General features: G+C 59.8%; 13 protein-coding genes. 8 read left to right on the forward strand and 5 right to left on the reverse strand.

The genetic code is table 11. The features are described from left to right. Window positions 1–16: 16 nt before the first annotated feature. The 5 genes from FQ664_RS13945 to FQ664_RS13965 all read left to right on the forward strand — a co-directional run bounded on the left by FQ664_RS13945 (window position 17) and on the right by FQ664_RS13965 (window position 4,831). A complete protein-coding gene (locus FQ664_RS13945; protein WP_144172615.1) occupies window positions 17–2,455 on the forward strand; it encodes a TonB-dependent receptor in 2,439 nt (812 codons plus the stop codon). Window positions 2,456–2,534: 79 nt separating this feature from the next. Next, entirely contained in the window at window positions 2,535–3,041 is a 507-nt protein-coding gene (locus tag FQ664_RS13950) for a GNAT family N-acetyltransferase (RefSeq protein WP_144172617.1), read from the forward strand. Window positions 3,042–3,146: 105 nt separating this feature from the next. Next, window positions 3,147–3,548: a GFA family protein gene (locus tag FQ664_RS13955; protein ID WP_144172618.1), complete on the forward strand. Its 402-nt coding sequence runs from the start codon at window positions 3,147–3,149 to the stop codon at window positions 3,546–3,548. Between the two features lie 260 nt (window positions 3,549–3,808). Next, window positions 3,809–4,384, forward strand: coding sequence for an NAD(P)H-dependent oxidoreductase (locus FQ664_RS13960; protein ID WP_144172619.1), 576 nt, complete (start codon window positions 3,809–3,811; stop codon window positions 4,382–4,384). A 72-nt stretch (window positions 4,385–4,456) separates the two neighbouring features. After that, a complete protein-coding gene (locus FQ664_RS13965) occupies window positions 4,457–4,831 on the forward strand; it encodes a MerR family transcriptional regulator (RefSeq protein ID WP_144172620.1) in 375 nt (124 codons plus the stop codon). Window positions 4,832–5,603: 772 nt separating this feature from the next. Here the strand turns inward: FQ664_RS13965 and FQ664_RS13970 are convergent. Further along, on the reverse strand, window positions 5,604–6,581 hold the full coding sequence (locus tag FQ664_RS13970) for a hypothetical protein (RefSeq protein WP_144172621.1): 978 nt from the start codon (window positions 6,579–6,581) through the stop codon (window positions 5,604–5,606). Window positions 6,582–7,244: 663 nt separating this feature from the next. On the opposite strand from FQ664_RS13970, the gene FQ664_RS13975 reads away from it, so the two are divergent. From FQ664_RS13975 to FQ664_RS13985, 3 genes are all read left to right on the forward strand, one after another. Then, window positions 7,245–7,862 (forward strand): TetR/AcrR family transcriptional regulator, encoded by a 618-nt coding sequence (locus tag FQ664_RS13975; protein ID WP_144172622.1) that lies wholly within the window; start codon window positions 7,245–7,247, stop codon window positions 7,860–7,862. A gap of 73 nt (window positions 7,863–7,935) precedes the next feature. Further along, window positions 7,936–9,051 carry an efflux RND transporter periplasmic adaptor subunit gene (locus FQ664_RS13980; protein ID WP_144172623.1) on the forward strand — a complete coding sequence of 372 codons (1,116 nt, stop codon included), beginning with the start codon at window positions 7,936–7,938 and terminating at the stop codon, window positions 9,049–9,051. Next, window positions 9,048–12,134: an efflux RND transporter permease subunit gene (locus FQ664_RS13985; protein ID WP_144172624.1), complete on the forward strand. Its 3,087-nt coding sequence runs from the start codon at window positions 9,048–9,050 to the stop codon at window positions 12,132–12,134. Before FQ664_RS13980 ends, FQ664_RS13985 begins: the two co-directional genes overlap by 4 nt. Window positions 12,135–12,319: 185 nt before the next feature. On the opposite strand, the gene FQ664_RS13990 is transcribed toward FQ664_RS13985, so the two are convergent. From FQ664_RS13990 to FQ664_RS14005, 4 genes are read right to left on the reverse strand one after another with little or no spacing between them, the layout of a single operon-like run. Further along, on the reverse strand, window positions 12,320–13,042 hold the full coding sequence (locus tag FQ664_RS13990) for a proteasome-type protease (RefSeq protein ID WP_144172626.1): 723 nt from the start codon (window positions 13,040–13,042) through the stop codon (window positions 12,320–12,322). Window positions 13,043–13,083: 41 nt separating this feature from the next. Next, a complete protein-coding gene (locus tag FQ664_RS13995) occupies window positions 13,084–13,863 on the reverse strand; it encodes a transglutaminase family protein (protein ID WP_144172627.1) in 780 nt (259 codons plus the stop codon). Next, window positions 13,860–14,810 carry an alpha-E domain-containing protein gene (locus FQ664_RS14000; RefSeq protein ID WP_144172628.1) on the reverse strand — a complete coding sequence of 317 codons (951 nt, stop codon included), beginning with the start codon at window positions 14,808–14,810 and terminating at the stop codon, window positions 13,860–13,862. Before FQ664_RS14000 ends, FQ664_RS13995 begins: the two co-directional genes overlap by 4 nt. Window positions 14,811–14,813: 3 nt before the next feature. Continuing rightward, the gene (locus tag FQ664_RS14005) at window positions 14,814–16,223 is read right to left on the reverse strand and encodes a circularly permuted type 2 ATP-grasp protein (RefSeq protein WP_144172629.1); all 1,410 of its coding nucleotides are present in this window, start codon (window positions 16,221–16,223) and stop codon (window positions 14,814–14,816) included. Between the last annotated feature and the right edge of the window lie 214 nt (window positions 16,224–16,437).

Here is a 16,437-nt window from a genome sequence, read left to right on the forward strand (position 1 = left end):
AAAAGGAACTCGAGAAGTGCATTTTCCCCTCCGCAGTCGCCAACTACGCCTGTCATTGCTTGCCAGTAGCTTGCTCATCGCAATGTCGGCCCAGGGCCGGGAAAGGGTGAACGTGGATCTCCCTGCCGCACCGCTGGGTGAGGCCATCAATGCCCTTGCACAGCAGTCTTCGCTACAGATCATCTTTGCCAGCGATCTCGGTGCAGGCCGAAACGCGCCTGCGCTGAAGGGGCGGTTCACACCTGAGGAGGCACTTCATACGCTGCTCAAGAACAGTGGCTTGCAAGTACAGGCCAAGGATGAGCGCACGTTCGTCATCGTTGCGCAGGATGCACCGGCATCCAGTCCCGAAACCCAAAGCGCTCCGGTGGAAATGGCGCAAATGGAAATCACGGCCTCGCGCACCAGCAGCAGCCTGGTTTCCGCAACGCGGCAATCCACCGTTCTTGAGCATGAACAACTGCAGGAGCTGCGCCAGGGTTCAGAGAGCCTGGCCACGGTACTGGCCAAGGCGATTCCGGGCATGTCCGACTCCAGCCGCACCGTCACCGAGTATGGCCAGACCTTGCGCGGGCGCAGCATGTTGGTCATGGTCGACGGGGTGCCGCTCAATACCAACCGCGACTCTTCGCGCAACCTGGCCAATATCGACCCGGCGCTGATCGAACGGGTCGAAGTCATCCGTGGCAGCAGCGCTATTTACGGCAGCGGCGCCACGGGAGGCATCATCGCCATCACGACACGACCGGCTGGCGGCGAAAACCGTGCCGAAACCAGCCTGAGCGCCACCTCGCCACTTACCCGCCTGGGCAGCGATGGCCTGGGGGGGCAGTTCCAGCAGTACTTCGCAGGCTCTCAGGGCGCGGTGGACTACTCGTTCGACTTCGGTACCCGCCACATCGGTGCTTCGTACGATGCACACGGCGAGCGGATCGCTCCAGAGCCCAGTCAGGGCGACCTGTTCGACTCGAACATCTACAACATTGGCGGCAAGCTGGGGCTGCACATTGACGAGAACCAGCGAATCCAGCTCGCAGTCAGCCACTACGATGCACGCCAGAACACCGACTACGCTACAGACCCAAGCGTCGCGAAACTCCCCGCAGGCTCGGTGCCGGCCAACGCGATCAAGGGCCTGGATCTCGACGAGCAGAACCGCATTCGCAACACACTGCTGAACCTGGAGTACGAGCATCTCGACATTCTCGGAAGCCGGCTTTCTGCGCAGATGTATTACCGGGACTACTTCACCCGTTTCACCCCGTTCGACGCCCGGGCCGTTGCCACCCGCGGCGGCAACGTCGACCAGATCATGCAGAACAGCGAAGTTTTCGGAAGCCGCCTGACCCTGCGCACGCCACTTGGCGACAGCGGCAGTACCGAGTTGGTGTGGGGTGGTGACTATAACCAGGAGCGCAGCGACATGCCGCTCGACGTCTTTGACCCTGCGGCTTATGACGCCAGTGGCGGCCTGGTCTTCGACAAGACCGGCAAGCTCACCTACATGCCGCCGCTCAAGACCCGCAGCGCCGGTGCGTTCGCCCAGCTACAGCATCGCTTCGATGAGCATTGGTCGGTCGATGGCGGCCTGCGCTACGAATACTCCACCGCCGAATTTGATGACTTTGTTCCGTTGTCCGAATCCAGGGCTGCCTCCCCGGTGGCGGTCAAGGGTGGGGACATTCATTACGATGCGGTGCTGTCGAACCTTGGCATCGTCTATTCGCCGGTACTCGGCCAGGAAATCTACGCCTCGTTCAGCCAGGGCTTCCAGTTGCCCGATGTGGGCATTCAGTTGCGGAATGCGCGCCGCGGCTTCGACCTCGGCGCCTCGAACCTGGAACCGGTCAAAACCAACAACTATGAACTTGGCTGGCGAGGTGAGCTGGGCAGCAACACCCTCGGCACTTTGGCGCTGTTCTACACCACCTCCAAACTGGGGGACGTGCAAAGTTTCAACAATGGCCTCATTCTGACCCGCACCAAGGAGCGCATCTACGGTGCTGAAGCCAGTGCCGACTGGCTATCGGACGATGCGGTGTGGGGCGCAGGGGGGAGTGCGACCTGGATGCGCGGACGAGAAAAGCCGGACGGCAAAGGCTGGCAAGACATGACCGGCTATCGCGTCCCGCCCCTGAAACTGACTGCCTACCTCCAGTACAAGCCGACCCTGGATTGGAGCAACCGCTTGCAAGCCACGTTCTTTGACGCCAAGGACTACAGGCTCGATGGCATGGACAGCTTTGGTCGACATCAGGTGAGTACCTATACGACAGTGGACCTGGTCAGTCAGTACCAGATATCCCCTGACGACAAGGTGAGCGTCGGCATCCAGAACCTGTTCAACCGTGACTACTACCCGCTCTACAGCCAGCTGCTGCGTAATAACAACAACACCAGCCACTTGCCGGCACCGGGCACGGTGTTGACTGCCAGCTATACGCATAATTGGTAAGGTAGTGAAAATTCACCGGGCCGATGTCGAGCCCGGTGGTCACTGGCGATCGCTAGCGGGAAGACGTAGGGAGTCTACGATGGAACGGTCTTGCACCACTTATTACCTGGAAATGGCCTCGGTTTCCGAGCTAAAGGAAAAACCACAGCCTCACGACCTCCAGATCATCGAATGTGAAGTGCCCCAGGCGGAATTCAATCGGTTCCTCTACCAGCTGGTAGGCACGCCTTGGGAGTGGGGCGATCTTGATGCCTGGGCTATTTCTGACTGGCAGGCACTTGTTGAACAGGATTGTCATCGCACCTGGGTTGCCTATCACCGCGGGGCGATAGCGGGCTATTACGAGCTGTATCGCCCCGATGGCTGTAACAGCGAAATCCGCTACTTTGGGCTGGCACCTCAATTTCTAGGGTGTGGCTTCGGCGGCGCGCTCTTGAGTCACGCTGTTCGATCTGCATGGGCATGGCAAGGTACAGAGCGGGTGTGGGTACATACCTGCACATTTGACCATCCTGCCGCGCTTCGAAATTACCAGGCGCGCGGATTCCGTATTTTCCAGCAGGAAGAGACGGCGCCAGGCCAGTGAGCGCCGGGCTGAAGCTGCCACGTTTGATGGAAAGCAGCTAACGACCAGTCGACCGATTCAGGCGGGGCGGTTACGCTGGCGTTTTCTACCTGCACGGAAGCGCCAATGCCAGAGACATACCAAGGAAGCTGCTTGTGCGCAGCAGTCAGTTTCGAGCTAGTTGCCCCGCCAACGGCAGTGAGTCATTGCCATTGCAGCCAGTGCCGCAAAGGCCACGGAGCCGCATTCGCTTCGTACGGCAGCGTTGCGCGCAGCAAGCTGCGAGTACTTCGCGGCGCCAACAGTATCAAGAGCTATGCGTCCTCACCGACGGTCGTGCGCGAGTTCTGCGTGGAGTGCGGCTCGACCTTGTTCTGGTCACGCTCCCAAGGTGAGTTTGCCGACTGGATTTCAATAGCGTTAGGCACGCTGGATACACCGTTCATGCCGAACAAGCAGAAACATGTTCACGTCGATTCCGCAGCGCTCTGGTACTCGCCATCCAGCATTCGGTCTCGGATCGACTGACCGCTTTCGACCCAAAGCAGCCCTTGCTGGAGGGCAGCAAACGGCCAAGAGCTGTCACTCTTCTACAAGGAGACGTTATTGCTGGAAAGTCAAAATGTTCTCGCAACTGGGCCAAACGTTTTTTCATGATCAACGGGTACGGATTTCTAGCTTTCGCCGCTGGGTGTCGCGCACTGCAACGGCCCCAGAGCAGCCTGAGCAGTTGACTCTCCCGTTAGGGGCAGGCTTTACCCTGCACGCTTCATGTTCAGGATGAAGTGATGATGAGCAAGCGAGTACTAGTGGTGCTGGGGCACCCGTCAGGCGAGAGTTTCTGCGCAGCGCTGACCGAGAGTTATGTCGAGGCGGCCAGAAGTGCCGGCCATGATGTAAGGGTGTTACGGCTTGATGCCTTGAGCTTCGACCCGGTGCTGCGCAGCGGCTACCAGCAAGCGCAGCCACTGGAACCCGACCTGCTCAGGGCCCAGGCCGACATCACCTGGGCCGAGCACCTAGCCTTTATCTACCCCATTTGGTGGGGCGGTATCCCTGCATTGATGAAAGGCTTTTTCGACCGCGTGTTCCTGCCCGGTTTCGCGTTCCGGTATAGGGCAGGCAAGGCTTTCCCCGAGCAACTGCTCAAGGGCCGAACGGCGCATCTGCTGGTGACGATGGATACACCGCCGTGGTACTACCGCTGGGTGTATCGCATGCCTGGCCTTCACCAGGTGCGCAAGACCACGTTGCAGTTCTGCGGTATCAGACCGCTGCGTACCCTGATGTTCGGGCCGCTGCTCGGCTCCAGCGCGAAGCGGCGTGGAGCCTGGCTCGAACAGGCACGAGGCATCGCCGGCTGACCTGCGCCTATGTGGTTCCCGAACCGCTGGCGCCATGCAATGATGCGCCGCCCCCTTATGAAAAGGACGTTCATGTACATCGGCAAAGCCGCCCAACTGTCGGGCACCACGGTCAAGACCATCCGCCACTACGAAGCGATTGGCCTGCTGCCGCCGCCCGAGCGCGAAGGGCAGTACCGCGTTTACAACCAGCAGAGTGTCGAGCTGCTGACGTTCATCAAATGCGCGCAGCAGTTGGGTTTCAAATTGAAGGAACTGCAGGCGATTCTGCTGAGGCATCAGGGTGCTGATTTGCCGTGGGAGTTGGCGGGCAAGGCCATTGCCGACAAGAAACGCGAAGTGCTGGGGCAAATCACTGGGCTGCAACAGATATACGCAGGGCTCGAGGCGTTTGAAGCAAGCCTTGAGGGCGCCAAGTATCAGTGCGGGCTTGAGCGTCTGCCATAAGCAACGAAGCGAGCTGCTGGCTTCGATCTAAATGCGATCGCCGCTGGAGCGGGCTTGATCCACGAATACGGGCGTAGCCCGTGCCAGGCAACTTTATTTCCTGGACTGGCGACATCAGAGTGAAAGGTGCGGTTCGCAAGTGACCGCTCTCAACCCAGGCTGTGTGAAAACTCCAAGCGGACTCCGGCTGATTAAGAAACAACCTAAAAATCGCGCTCCTGCGTGAATTCTGGGTCAATTGAGTAGCCGAGCTTATCCAGAATTCGCATAGAGGCGCGTTGTCCGACTTGGCCTTAGCGTTTTCACACAGCCTGAACCCAAAGCTGCCGTTGGCGAAGGGCAGTTCACGGCCAAAAGCAGACTGATATGCTCTGGTGCCGCAGGCCTTACGATAAAGCTCTGAACTCTCTAAGGAAGTTGGGCTTATTCAAGGATCCACGCTAGGTAACTGGCGTAACCGTGACTCCGGCTTTTATACGGTTTGTGCATATGTTACATCGGAGCGAGGCATGACTGGTGAAGGGCCTATGCGCCGTAGCGAGGAATGGCAGGCGGTGGTGTCTCTATCTCTCGTTTTTACGAAGCTGGTATTTACGCCTGTTGCGGTTATTGTGTCGATCAACCTGCTATTGACGATTGCCACGATAGTTAAGCTGCTTCACTCTCCGCTCCAAATGAAGTTAATTTTCTAGAAGAGAAAAACCCCGCAGCGCGGGGCTTTTTGTTTCAGTCAGCGCGTGCAAATACAGTATTGCTGCATGAGAAATAGTGATTACTTCTCACACCCTAGTTTTTCCAGCTCATCATCCGTTTTTTTTGCTTTAATCGCAGTCATGCAGCTTTTGAATCTTTGATCTTGTATGGCTAGTGCTATTTCCTGCTTTATTGCAGCTGCTTCCTTTTCATCCGATGTTTTGAAGGCGTCGAAAATTTTCCCAATAGCGCCAAAATAAGCGCCAATAATGTCGGCAGGAAGTTTGAATAGAGCTACTAGCTCGCCGTCAGTGCTTTGATCATATTTGCTAGGCACACCATCGGAGAATGTAAAATCAGCCTTGTTGTCTGAGAAAAAAGTTCTCGATATGGGCATGAAATAAGTTGGCGACTCTGAGGGGGAGAAAACGATTGCTTTTTGGGTGCGCTCAGCGCTGCTTACGGTTATTTCATATGGAATATTTTGTCTATAAAATATTCCTGACGTTGATTCTGAATTTATCTCTTCTTTGTCTTTTAGGCTTCCTGTCTTGTTTGGGGCGGTTGGGCGTGAGAGGGTAATCACCATTCCACAAAGCGATATATTTTTGTTCGTGGTGTCAGTTGTGTGGATGATTTTGGTGTGCATTCCAGGGGAGCAAGTCGCTGCTGCACTCATTCCTCTGATCTGCCCGGCGCTATCGGCTAAATTTATTAAAGCCTCATTAACTTGGCTTGTGGTTGTTGATGTTGCTGATTGGATTAGCCCGCTTGGACTTATCCCGACTTTTAGTTCGTTTTTCCCAAGTAGGTTGTTTTTGTGGCGGAGTACGTATCTTTTGGATATGTCTGCGTATGCTGCTGTTTCACTGATTTCAATGTTTGTAACTTTACTGTTGTCATCTAAAGTCAGAGTAACAAGGAAGTCCTTTTTTGGCATATAATATACTAATCCATCTAAGCTTTCCTGCTTTGGATGGCTAATAGATTCAATGCTTGAGCACGAAATGATGAGAGTTGCCATCAGCAGTATGGTTAGGAAGTTCCGCATTTTCATTGTGAGCTCCTTTTGATTTGGCCTTTCGTGGCTAAAGGCCAGTATAGGTGCTGTATGAAAAGTAGAACGGGCGGCTGGCTTTGAGGTTCTACCAGCGAGCTGGAAGGTGCCTAAAAGGCGCTTATCCGGCGCGCGATCAAGGCGAAGGCGACGCGGTTGGTGCCTGGGTGACAAAAAAATAAGCGCCGCCGTGCGGGGCATTTTGCTAACGGGCTTCCTGCAATCGCCTCCACTCCCGATCCAGTGTCCGCTGTACGCTGGCGTTGGTGGCGTATAGGTGGGGTAGGCGGCGAGGGTTACCCGGCTGATCATCAAGAAGCGCCCAAAGCGTTCTGAGGTGATGGTGACTCCAGATAAACAGTAAACGGCCAATAGAAGACCTTCGCGAGAGGCTGTTTGTGGCCGTTAGGCACCTTCCGCGGACGGGCAGCTATGGGTCGATTGCAGCCGTTCACGACAGCCCGCTTCCGACCTAAAACTGCCTGTCGCCAAGGCTTTGTGGCGGACCGATGTGTTCGCTCCCACATAGATCCCGCTCCGAAACGTACGCAGCCTGCCATCAGATTGGTGCTGAATAGCACGGCGAGGAGGAATCCATTTGTGACTAAAATGCACTATGGTCACTGGTTGTCCATCCTCCGAGCGTTCTATAGGCTATGGCCCATGAACAATACTCTCCCTCCCAAAGTTGCAGCGCGCGGTCCGGTGGATCACGAAGTACGTGATCAGATCGTGGCGGCGGCGACCGAGCACTTCCGCCTTTATGGCTACGAGAAAACCACGGTTTCTGATCTGGCCAAGGCCATCGGCTTTTCCAAGGCTTACATCTACAAATTCTTTGAGTCCAAACAGGCCATCGGCGAGATGATCTGCGCGAACTGCCTGCGTCAGATACAGGCCGATGTAAGGGCGGCGGTCGACGAGGTCGACAGCCCGCCGGAGAAGCTGCGACGGATGCTCAAGGCGCTGGTGGAGGCCTGCCTGCGGCTGTTCTTCCAGGATCGCAAGCTCTACGAGATCGCCGCCTCCGCCGCCTCCGGGAACTGGCCGGCGACCCTCGACTATGAGCGTTTCATCGAGCAGACCATCCGCGAAATCCTGCAGCTAGGCCGCAAGAGCGGTGACTTCGAGCGCAAGACGCCGCTGGATGAAACCACACGCGCGATTCATTTGGTCATGCGGCCCTGTTTCAACCCGCTGCTGCTGCAGTACGGGCTTGATACCATCGAGGAAGCGCCTGTTCTGCTGTCCAGTCTGGTACTGCGAAGCCTGTCGCCTTGATTTGTGACTATTGACTAATTTGGTCACTAGAATCAAAGTGAAGTCCCCCTAATGACTTCGCGATGGGTTCCTCATGCGTCGGCGCTACCTCCTTTTGTCCGCTCTCATCGGCGTGATGCCGTTCGCGCTGGTCGCTTGTGGCGATCAGGTGCTTTCCGATCCTCGGACTGACGCGCCGCTCGTGCGGGTCGCTACCATTGTCTCGGCGTCGCCCGCACCGCGCTCTTTTACCGGCATTGTCGCCGCCAGGGTTCAGAGCGATTTGGGCTTCCGCGTTTCCGGCAAGGTCTTGCAGCGCCTGGTCGACACCGGTCAGACGGTCAAGCGTGGCCAGGTCCTGCTGCGCCTTGACCCCGTTGACCTGCAGCTTGGCGCCCATGCTCAGCGCGAGGCGGTAAGCGCTGCTCGGGCTCGGGCACGGCAGACGGCGGATGACGAGGCGCGCTATCGTGCACTGCGCGGCACCGGCGCGGTATCTGCCTCGGCTTATGACCAGTACAAAGCAGCGGCGGATGCGGCCCGGGCCCAGCTCAGTGCAGCCGAGGCCCAGGCCAAAGTCGCCAGCAATGCGACTCGCTATGCCGAGCTTCTCGCCGATGCCGACGGCATCGTCATGGAGACCTTGGCCGAACCCGGCCAGGTGGTCAGTGCCGGCCAGGCAGTGGTGCGGGTGGCGCATGCAGGCCCACGGGAAGCACTCGTGCAACTGCCGGAAACCCTACGTCCGGCGGTCGGCTCCATTGCCCAGGCGGCACTCTTCGGCAAGCATGACATCAGCGTGGCGACCCACCTGCGCCAGCTGTCGGACGTTGCGGATAATCTGACTCGCACCTTCGAGGCGCGCTACGTACTCGAGGGCGAGCTGGCCGATGCGCCGCTGGGCACCACCATTACCGTGCGGATAGCTGACGGGCAAGCCTACCCTGGCCTGGGGGTGCAGGTGCCGATCGCCGCGCTGCATGATGCGGGGAATGGCCCCGGCGTGTGGGCCATCCAGGGCGAGCCGGCAACAGTCGTCTGGACGCCGGTGACCGTGCAGTCGCTGGGCGCCGAAGACGCGCGCGTGCTCGGTGCGCTGAAGCCGGGCGAGCGTATCGTCGCATTGGGCGCCCACTTGTTGCGTGATGGCCAGCAGGTAAGCCTGGCTGACCAGGCCTCCGTCGCGGCAGCCGAGGCAGGCCGACCATGAGCGAAGGTCGTTTCAATCTTTCCGCGCTTGCCGTACGCGAGCGCTCTGTAACCCTGTTCCTGGTCTGCTTGATTTCGCTGGCGGGGCTGGTCGCATTCTTCAAACTGGGACGTGCCGAAGACCCGGCCTTTACCGTCAAGGTCATGACCGTCGTCACCGCATGGCCGGGCGCCACTGCCCAGGAAATGCAGGACCAGGTCGCCGAGAAGATCGAGAAGCGCCTGCAGGAGCTGCGCTGGTATGACCGCAGCGAAACCTACACCAGACCGGGCCTGGCCTTTACCACCCTGTCGCTGCTCGACAGCACACCGCCCTCGCAGGTGCCGGAGGAGTTCTATCAGGCCCGCAAGAAGATCAGCGATGAGGCCAAGACGCTTCCCGCAGGCGTGATAGGGCCACTGGTCAACGATGAGTATTCCGATGTCACCTTCGCCCTGTTCGCGCTCAAGGCCAGAGGCGAGCCGCAGCGTCGTCTGGTACGCGACGCCGAGGCGCTACGTCAGCGGCTCCTGCACGTGCCAGGCGTTAAAAAGGTCAACATCATTGGCGAGCAGGCCGAACGAATCTTTGTCGAGTTCTCTCACGAGCGTCTGGCCACCCTGGGCATCGGCCCGCAGGAAGTATTTGCTGCGCTCAATGGGCAGAACGCTTTGACGCCGGCTGGCGCCGTGGAAACCCGGGGGCCGGAAGTGTTCCTTCGTCTGGACGGTGCCTTCGATGAACTGCAGAAGATTAGCGACACGCCGGTGATCGCCCAAGGCCGCACCTTGAAGTTGTCGGATATCGCCACGGTCAGACGTGGCTACGAAGATCCGGCCACCTTTCTGATTCGCAACGGCGGCGACCCGGCCCTGCTGCTCGGCATCGTCATGCGTGAAGGCTGGAATGGGCTCGACCTGGGTAAGGCGCTGAACGATGAGGTGAGTGTCATCAATGCGCAACTGCCACTGGGAATGAGCCTGACCAAGGTCACCGACCAGGCTGTCAACATCAGCGCCTCTGTCGATGAATTCATGATCAAGTTCTTCGTCGCGCTGCTGGTAGTCATGCTGGTGAGCTTCATCAGCATGGGTTGGCGCGTAGGTGTCGTGGTGGCCGTGGCGGTGCCACTTACGTTGGCGATCGTCTTCGTGGTGATGGCCACCACTGGCAAGAATTTCGATCGTATCACTTTGGGCTCGCTGATCCTTGCGCTTGGCTTGCTGGTGGATGACGCCATCATCGCCATAGAAATGATGGTGGTGAAGATGGAGGAGGGCTACAGCCGCGTGCAGGCTTGCGCCTATGCCTGGAGCCACACGGCTGCGCCGATGCTCTCAGGCACCCTGGTCACTGCCGTTGGCTTCATGCCCAATGGCTTCGCCCGTTCTACCGCTGGCGAATACACCAGCAACATGTTCTGGATCGTCGGCATTGCGCTGATCGCCTCCTGGCTGGTTGCGGTTATCTTCACGCCTTATTTCGGCGTCAAGCTGTTACCCGCCATCAGGAAAGTCGAGGGTGGTCATGACGCCATCTACGACACCCCGCGCTACAACCGCTTTCGCCAGCTGCTAAGCCGTGTTATCGCGCACAAGTGGTGGGTGGCCGGTTCGGTGGTCGGGTTGTTCGTCACGGCCGTGCTCGGCATGACGCTGGTCAAGAAGCAATTCTTCCCCATCTCCGACCGCCCCGAAGTCCTGGTCGAGGTGCAGATGCCCTATGGTACGGCCATCGCCCAGACCAGCGCTGCTACCAGGAAGGTCGAGGCCTGGCTGGCCAGACAAGCGGAAGCCAGGATCGTCACTGCCTATATCGGTCAGGGTGCGCCGCGTTTCTTCATGGCCATGGGGCCGGAGCTGCCTGATCCTTCCTTTGCCAAGATCGTCGTGCGCACCGATAACCAGAACGAACGCGAGGCGCTGAAATTCAGGCTGCGCAAAGCGATTGCCGAGGGGCTGGCCAGCGAAGCGCAAGTGCGCGTCACTCAGCTGGTATTCGGCCCGTATTCGCCGTACCCGGTGGCCTATCGGGTCACCGGCCCGAACCCGGACCGGCTGCGCCGCATCGCCGCCCAGGTGCAGCAGGTAATGGATGCCAGCCGGTCAATGCGCACGGTCAACTCCGATTGGGGCACCCGTGTAGCCATGCTGCACTTCAACTTGCAACAGGACCGCCTGCAGGCGGTGGGGCTCACCTCCAGTACTGTCGCGCAGCAGCTGCAATTCTTGCTCAGCGGCGTACCCATCACCGCTGTGCGCGAAGACATTCGCACGGTACAAGTGATGGCCCGGGCCGCCGGCGACATCCGCTTCGATCCGGCGAGGATCATGGATTTCACCCTGGCGGGCGCCAACGGCCAACGCATTCCGCTATCGCAGGTGGGCGAGGTGCAGGTGCGCATGGAAGAGCCGATCATGCGCTGGCGCGACCGCATGCCAACCATCACCGTGCGCGGGGATATCGCCGAAGGCCTGCAACCGCCAGACGTATCGACCGTCATCAGCCAGCAGCTGCAACCCATCATCGAGAAGCTGCCGAGTGGCTATCGTATCGAGCAGGCGGGCGCCATCGAGGAGTCGGGCAAGGCGAGCAAGGCCATGCTGCCGCTGTTCCCGATCATGCTGGCCGTCACGCTGATCATCATCATCCTGCAGGTACGTTCAATCTCCGCGATGATCATGGTCTTGCTGACCAGCCCGCTGGGGCTGATCGGTGTGGTTCCGACACTGATCCTGTTCCAGCAGCCGTTCGGCATAAACGCACTGGTCGGGCTGATCGCGCTATCCGGCATCCTGATGCGCAACACGCTGATCCTGATCGGGCAGATCCGCCAGAACGAACTGGCCGGTCTTGATCCGTTCCGCGCCGTGGTCGAGGCCACCGTGCAGCGCGCCAGGCCAGTGATTCTCACCGCGCTGGCGGCAATTCTGGCGTTCATCCCGCTGACCCATTCAGTGTTCTGGGGCACGCTCGCCTACACCCTGATCGGCGGTACTTTTGCCGGTACCGTGCTGACCCTGGTGTTCTTGCCGGCGATGTACGCCATCTGGTTCAGGATCCGGCCTGCCGGGCAGGACTCGTTCATGCACGCATCCGCCTGACCACTCCCCTGACGTAGGAGCACGCTGCATGTGGGGCATGCCCGCGAACAGTTCAACGCGGTGCATGGCACCGGCTGCGCCAGTGTTCGCGGCGGTTCGACGCCTCGACTCGCCCGCGCCCACTAGAACTGCGCAAGCTTTCAGATTTTGCACAAGACAGTTGCTCCCACAGAGGCCCTGTTGATTCAGCCATAGGGCGGCGGTGGCAGTTCGGCCAACAGTCTTTTAAGCCCGTCGCTCCACTGCCTGCGTATCTGCTCGTAATAGGCATCGTCGCTAGTGATGCGCTGGCGTTTCGGTGTCTCCAGGCTGCCCTTGTGATATACCAGCAGGTCCAACGGCATGCCCACCGACAGGTTGCTGCGAATGGTCGAGTCGAACGAGATCAGGCCACAGCGCAACGCTTCATCGAGAGGCATGTGGTAGCCGAGGTTACGGTCGAGAATCGGCCGCCCATACTTGCTTTCGCCCAGTTGCAGGAACGGAGTGTCTGGCGTGGCCTGGAAGAAATTGCCCTGCGCATAGACGTTGTATATACCCATGGCGCCACCGGCAATCTGGCCGCCGACGATGAACGAACTGCTCAGGTCGATTCCCGCCGACAGTTTGCTGCGATCACGCCCGACCACCTCGCGCAGGGTGTCGGCGACCAGTACCGTTGCATCGTAGAGCGTGGCAACGTTCAACAGGTGGGGGCCGGGGCCCCGCGTGCGTTGCTGGAGCAGGTTCACCACCGATTGCGAGGTCGCCAGATTGCCGGCGGTCTGCAGGACGATCAGGCGTTCCCCCGGCACGCCGAACACGAACAGCTTGGCAAAGCTGGCGATCTGATCGATGCCCGCATTGGTGCGTGAGTCACTGATGAAGACAAGCCCGTCCGCCAGGTGCATGGCGACACAATAGGTCATGCTGTTTCCCTTGTTTTCTCTATGAACGGGTGCAGCGCCGGTCACTGGCGGTGCACGTGCACGCTGGCCTGCATCGATTCGGCGCCGCCTCCGCGGCGCACGCCCCTGACCGGGCAGGCATCGAGGTAGTCCAGGCCCACTGCCAGCTTCAGATGACGCTCTGGCCGGGTTAGGCGGTTGGTGATGTCGAAGCTGTACCAGGCGTCGTCGACCCAGGCTTCGGCCCAGGCATGGCTGGCCAGGTGCTGCTCGTCTTCGGTGCACAGGTAACCGGAGACGTAGCGTGCCGGGATACCCAGGCTACGTGCGCAGGCGAGGAATGCATGGGTGTGGTCCTGGCAGACCCCGGCAGCGCCGCTGAACGCTTCGATGGCGGTGGTGCCCACCGACGTGGCACCTGGGCTGTATGGCATATGCTCGGCCAGGCCTTGCATCAGCCCGATCAGCGCCGCCCGGTCGCGGTGTTCGCCACAGTGTCGGTTGGCGAAGGCCTTGAGTGCGTCATCGGCCTGGGTCAGGTGGCTGCCGCGCAGGAATGGCAGGGGTGAATGTGCGCCGGCCTCCTGCTCGCGCTCCGGGTCGATCTCCACCTGGCCGCTGGCGGTCAGTGCCAGGTGACCGTGGGGTTTGTCCAGGGTCAGTACATGCAGGATGTTGCCATACGGGTCGATCTGGCCCTTGACCTCGCAGGGCAGGTCGAGTTGCCATTCATTGATGCGCTGGCGCTCGCTGCTGCGGGGTGTCAGGCGCAGGAACTGGATGCTGTTGCAGACATCGCTTGCGTAGCTGTAGGTAGTGTCGTGGCGAATGGATAGTTTCATACGACCTCCAGATAGGAGTCATGGACCGCCTGGCCCAGTTGATTGATGCGTCCGATGAAGTCGCTCAACCACGGGTGCAACCCCGCTTCGAGGATTTCGTCGATCGCGGTGTAGCGCAGACGGGCGTTGAGTTCGGCGGCCATGCGCTGGGCGGCGCGCCCGGAGCTGCCCGGCAGGCTGGCAAGGATCTGGTCCAGTTCCTCGATACAGGCATGCAGCGAGCGGGGTACATCGACCCGCAGCAATAGCAGCTCGGACACCGGCCGTGCACTGGGCGCGGCGCGATAGAGCTCGTTGAAGGCTTCGTAGGAGGTTAGCGCGCGCAGCAAGGCGCTCCATTGGTAATAACCACGGGCAGAGTCATCGCTGACCTCTTCGGAGGCCTCGCCGAACATTTCATAGCGTGCATCGAGCAGGCGCAGGGTGTTGTCAGCCCGCTCCAGGAAGGTCCCCAGACGGATGAAACTGTAGGCGTCGTTGCGCATGATGGTGCCTGAGGTCGCACCGCGGAACAGGTGCGAGCGCTCCTTGACCCAGTCGCAGAATTGGCTGATGCCATAACGGCCGAGGCCATTGCTGGCAATGTTGCGCATCTCGATCCAGGTAGCGTTGATGTTCTCCCACATGTCGGCGGTGATGCGGCCACGCACTGCGTGGGCATTGGTCCTGGCCGCCTGCAGGCAGCAATAGATGCTGCCGGGATTGCTCGCGTCGAGGGCGAAGAAGTGCAGCATGCGCTCGGTGTCGAGCTCGGTGTGCCGGCGGCGGTAGTCGTCCAGCGTTCCGGATGCCAGCAGTGACATGGCCAGTTCTGCATGGCCGTCACTGCGGCCGGCCTGGGGCATCAGTGATAGCGAATAACTGACCTCGAGCATGCGCGCAAGGTTCTCCGCACGCTCCAGGTAGCGTGACATCCAGTAAAGGTCGGAAGCAGTTCTCGAAAGCATGGTTCAGTCCTCCACCACCCAGGTGTCCTTGGTACCGCCGCCCTGCGACGAGTTGACCACCAGCGAGCCTTCCTGAAGTGCCACGCGGGTAAGGCCGCCTGGCACCAGCCGGGTTTCACTGCCGGACAGCACGAACGGGCGCAGGTCGATGTGGCGCGGCGCGATACCGCTGTCGACGAAGGTCGGGCAGGTGGACAGGCACAGGGTGGGTTGGGCGATGTAGGCATGCGGGCGGGCTTTGATGCGGGCGCGGAAGTCCTCGATCTGTGCGCTGGTTGCCGCTGGCCCGACCAGCATACCGTAGCCACCGGAACCTTGGGTCTCCTTGACCACCAGTTCGGGCAGGTTGGCCAGGACATGGGACAGCTCTGCAGGCCTGCGGCACTGCCAGGTAGGAACGTTGTTCAGCACTGGTTCTTCGCTCAGATAGAAGCGGATCATGTCGTCGACATAGGGGTAGATCGACTTGTCGTCGGCCACGCCGGTGCCTACCGCGTTGGCCAGCACCACGTTGCCGGCGCGGTACACCGAGATCAGCCCCGGCACGCCCAGCATCGAGTCCGGGTTGAACGACAGCGGGTCGAGGTAATCGTCGTCCAGGCGCCGATAGATCACGTCCACCTGCTGCGGGCCGGCGGTGGTCCGCATGTAGACATGCTCGTCGCGGATGAACAGGTCCGCGCCCTCGACCAGTTCGATGCCCATTTCCCGAGCCAGGAAGGCATGCTCGAAATAGGCACTGTTGAAGCGGCCTGGGGTGAGCAGCACGGCGGTGGGATTGTCCAGTGGGCTGGCGCTCTTGAGCGTGTCCAGCAGCAGGTTGGGGTAGTGGTCGATAGGGGCGATACGCTGTGCGGCGAACAGCTCGGGGAACAGCCGCATCATCATCTTGCGGTCTTCAAGCATGTAGCTCACCCCGCTGGGGGTGCGCAGGTTGTCCTCCAGCACGAAGTAGCTGCCATCGCCATCGCGGACCAGGTCGACGCCGGCGATATGGGCATAGAGCCCACGGTGCAGCCCCAGGCCCTGCATGGCGATCTGGTAGCCTTCATTGGCCAGCACTTGCTCCGGCGGGATGATACCGGCCTTGAGGATGCGCTGGTCGTGGTAGATGTCCTGCAGGAACAGGTTCAGTGCGTGTACCCGCTGGATACAGCCGCGCTCGACCATGCGCCATTCGCTGGCGCGAATGCTGCGCGGGATGATGTCGAAGGGGATCAGACGCTCGGTGTCCTGTTTGTCACCGTACAAGGTGAAGGTGATACCGGCGCGGTGAAACAGCAGGTCTGCTTCGCGTCGGCGTTGCTCCAGCAACTCCAGCGGGGTGTTTGCCAGCCAGCGGGCGAACTCCTGGTAATGCGGGCGGCAACTTCCGTTCGTTTCGTACATTTCATTGAAAAATGCCCGGGACATACCCACTCCTTGCCACCGTTGCGGCAGCTTCATTGCGGTTCTTCTACGTGTTTCAGGGTGCGGTCTTGCGGGGGTCGGTGGGTGCTGTGTCTGCGGTGAACCTCGAATCCAATCAACTGCTGATGCGTTGTGCACGCAAGAGGCCGTTGCAATGAAGGTGCCGAAAGCCCGGTGCAGTTGCGAAATGGCCAGGACTTAGTGGTAAGGTATTGAA

This window comes from Pseudomonas persica (genome assembly GCF_900291015.1).
Lineage (GTDB): Bacteria > Pseudomonadota > Gammaproteobacteria > Pseudomonadales > Pseudomonadaceae > Aquipseudomonas.

Excerpts from the sequence above, each read along its gene's own strand:
- FQ664_RS13950 (WP_144172617.1), top strand. The coding sequence starts at position 2,535 with ATGGAACGGTCTTGCACCACTTATTACCTGGAAATGGCCTCGGTTTCC.
- FQ664_RS13955 (WP_144172618.1), top strand. The coding sequence starts at position 3,147 with ATGCCAGAGACATACCAAGGAAGCTGCTTGTGCGCAGCAGTCAGTTTC.
- FQ664_RS13960 (WP_144172619.1), top strand. The coding sequence starts at position 3,809 with ATGATGAGCAAGCGAGTACTAGTGGTGCTGGGGCACCCGTCAGGCGAG.
- FQ664_RS13965 (WP_144172620.1), top strand. The coding sequence starts at position 4,457 with ATGTACATCGGCAAAGCCGCCCAACTGTCGGGCACCACGGTCAAGACC.
- FQ664_RS13970 (WP_144172621.1), bottom strand. The coding sequence starts at position 6,581 with ATGAAAATGCGGAACTTCCTAACCATACTGCTGATGGCAACTCTCATC.
- FQ664_RS13975 (WP_144172622.1), top strand. The coding sequence starts at position 7,245 with ATGAACAATACTCTCCCTCCCAAAGTTGCAGCGCGCGGTCCGGTGGAT.
- FQ664_RS13980 (WP_144172623.1), top strand. The coding sequence starts at position 7,936 with ATGCGTCGGCGCTACCTCCTTTTGTCCGCTCTCATCGGCGTGATGCCG.
- FQ664_RS13985 (WP_144172624.1), top strand. The coding sequence starts at position 9,048 with ATGAGCGAAGGTCGTTTCAATCTTTCCGCGCTTGCCGTACGCGAGCGC.
- FQ664_RS13990 (WP_144172626.1), bottom strand. The coding sequence starts at position 13,042 with ATGACCTATTGTGTCGCCATGCACCTGGCGGACGGGCTTGTCTTCATC.
- FQ664_RS13995 (WP_144172627.1), bottom strand. The coding sequence starts at position 13,863 with ATGAAACTATCCATTCGCCACGACACTACCTACAGCTACGCAAGCGAT.
- FQ664_RS14000 (WP_144172628.1), bottom strand. The coding sequence starts at position 14,810 with ATGCTTTCGAGAACTGCTTCCGACCTTTACTGGATGTCACGCTACCTG.
- FQ664_RS14005 (WP_144172629.1), bottom strand. The coding sequence starts at position 16,223 with ATGTCCCGGGCATTTTTCAATGAAATGTACGAAACGAACGGAAGTTGC.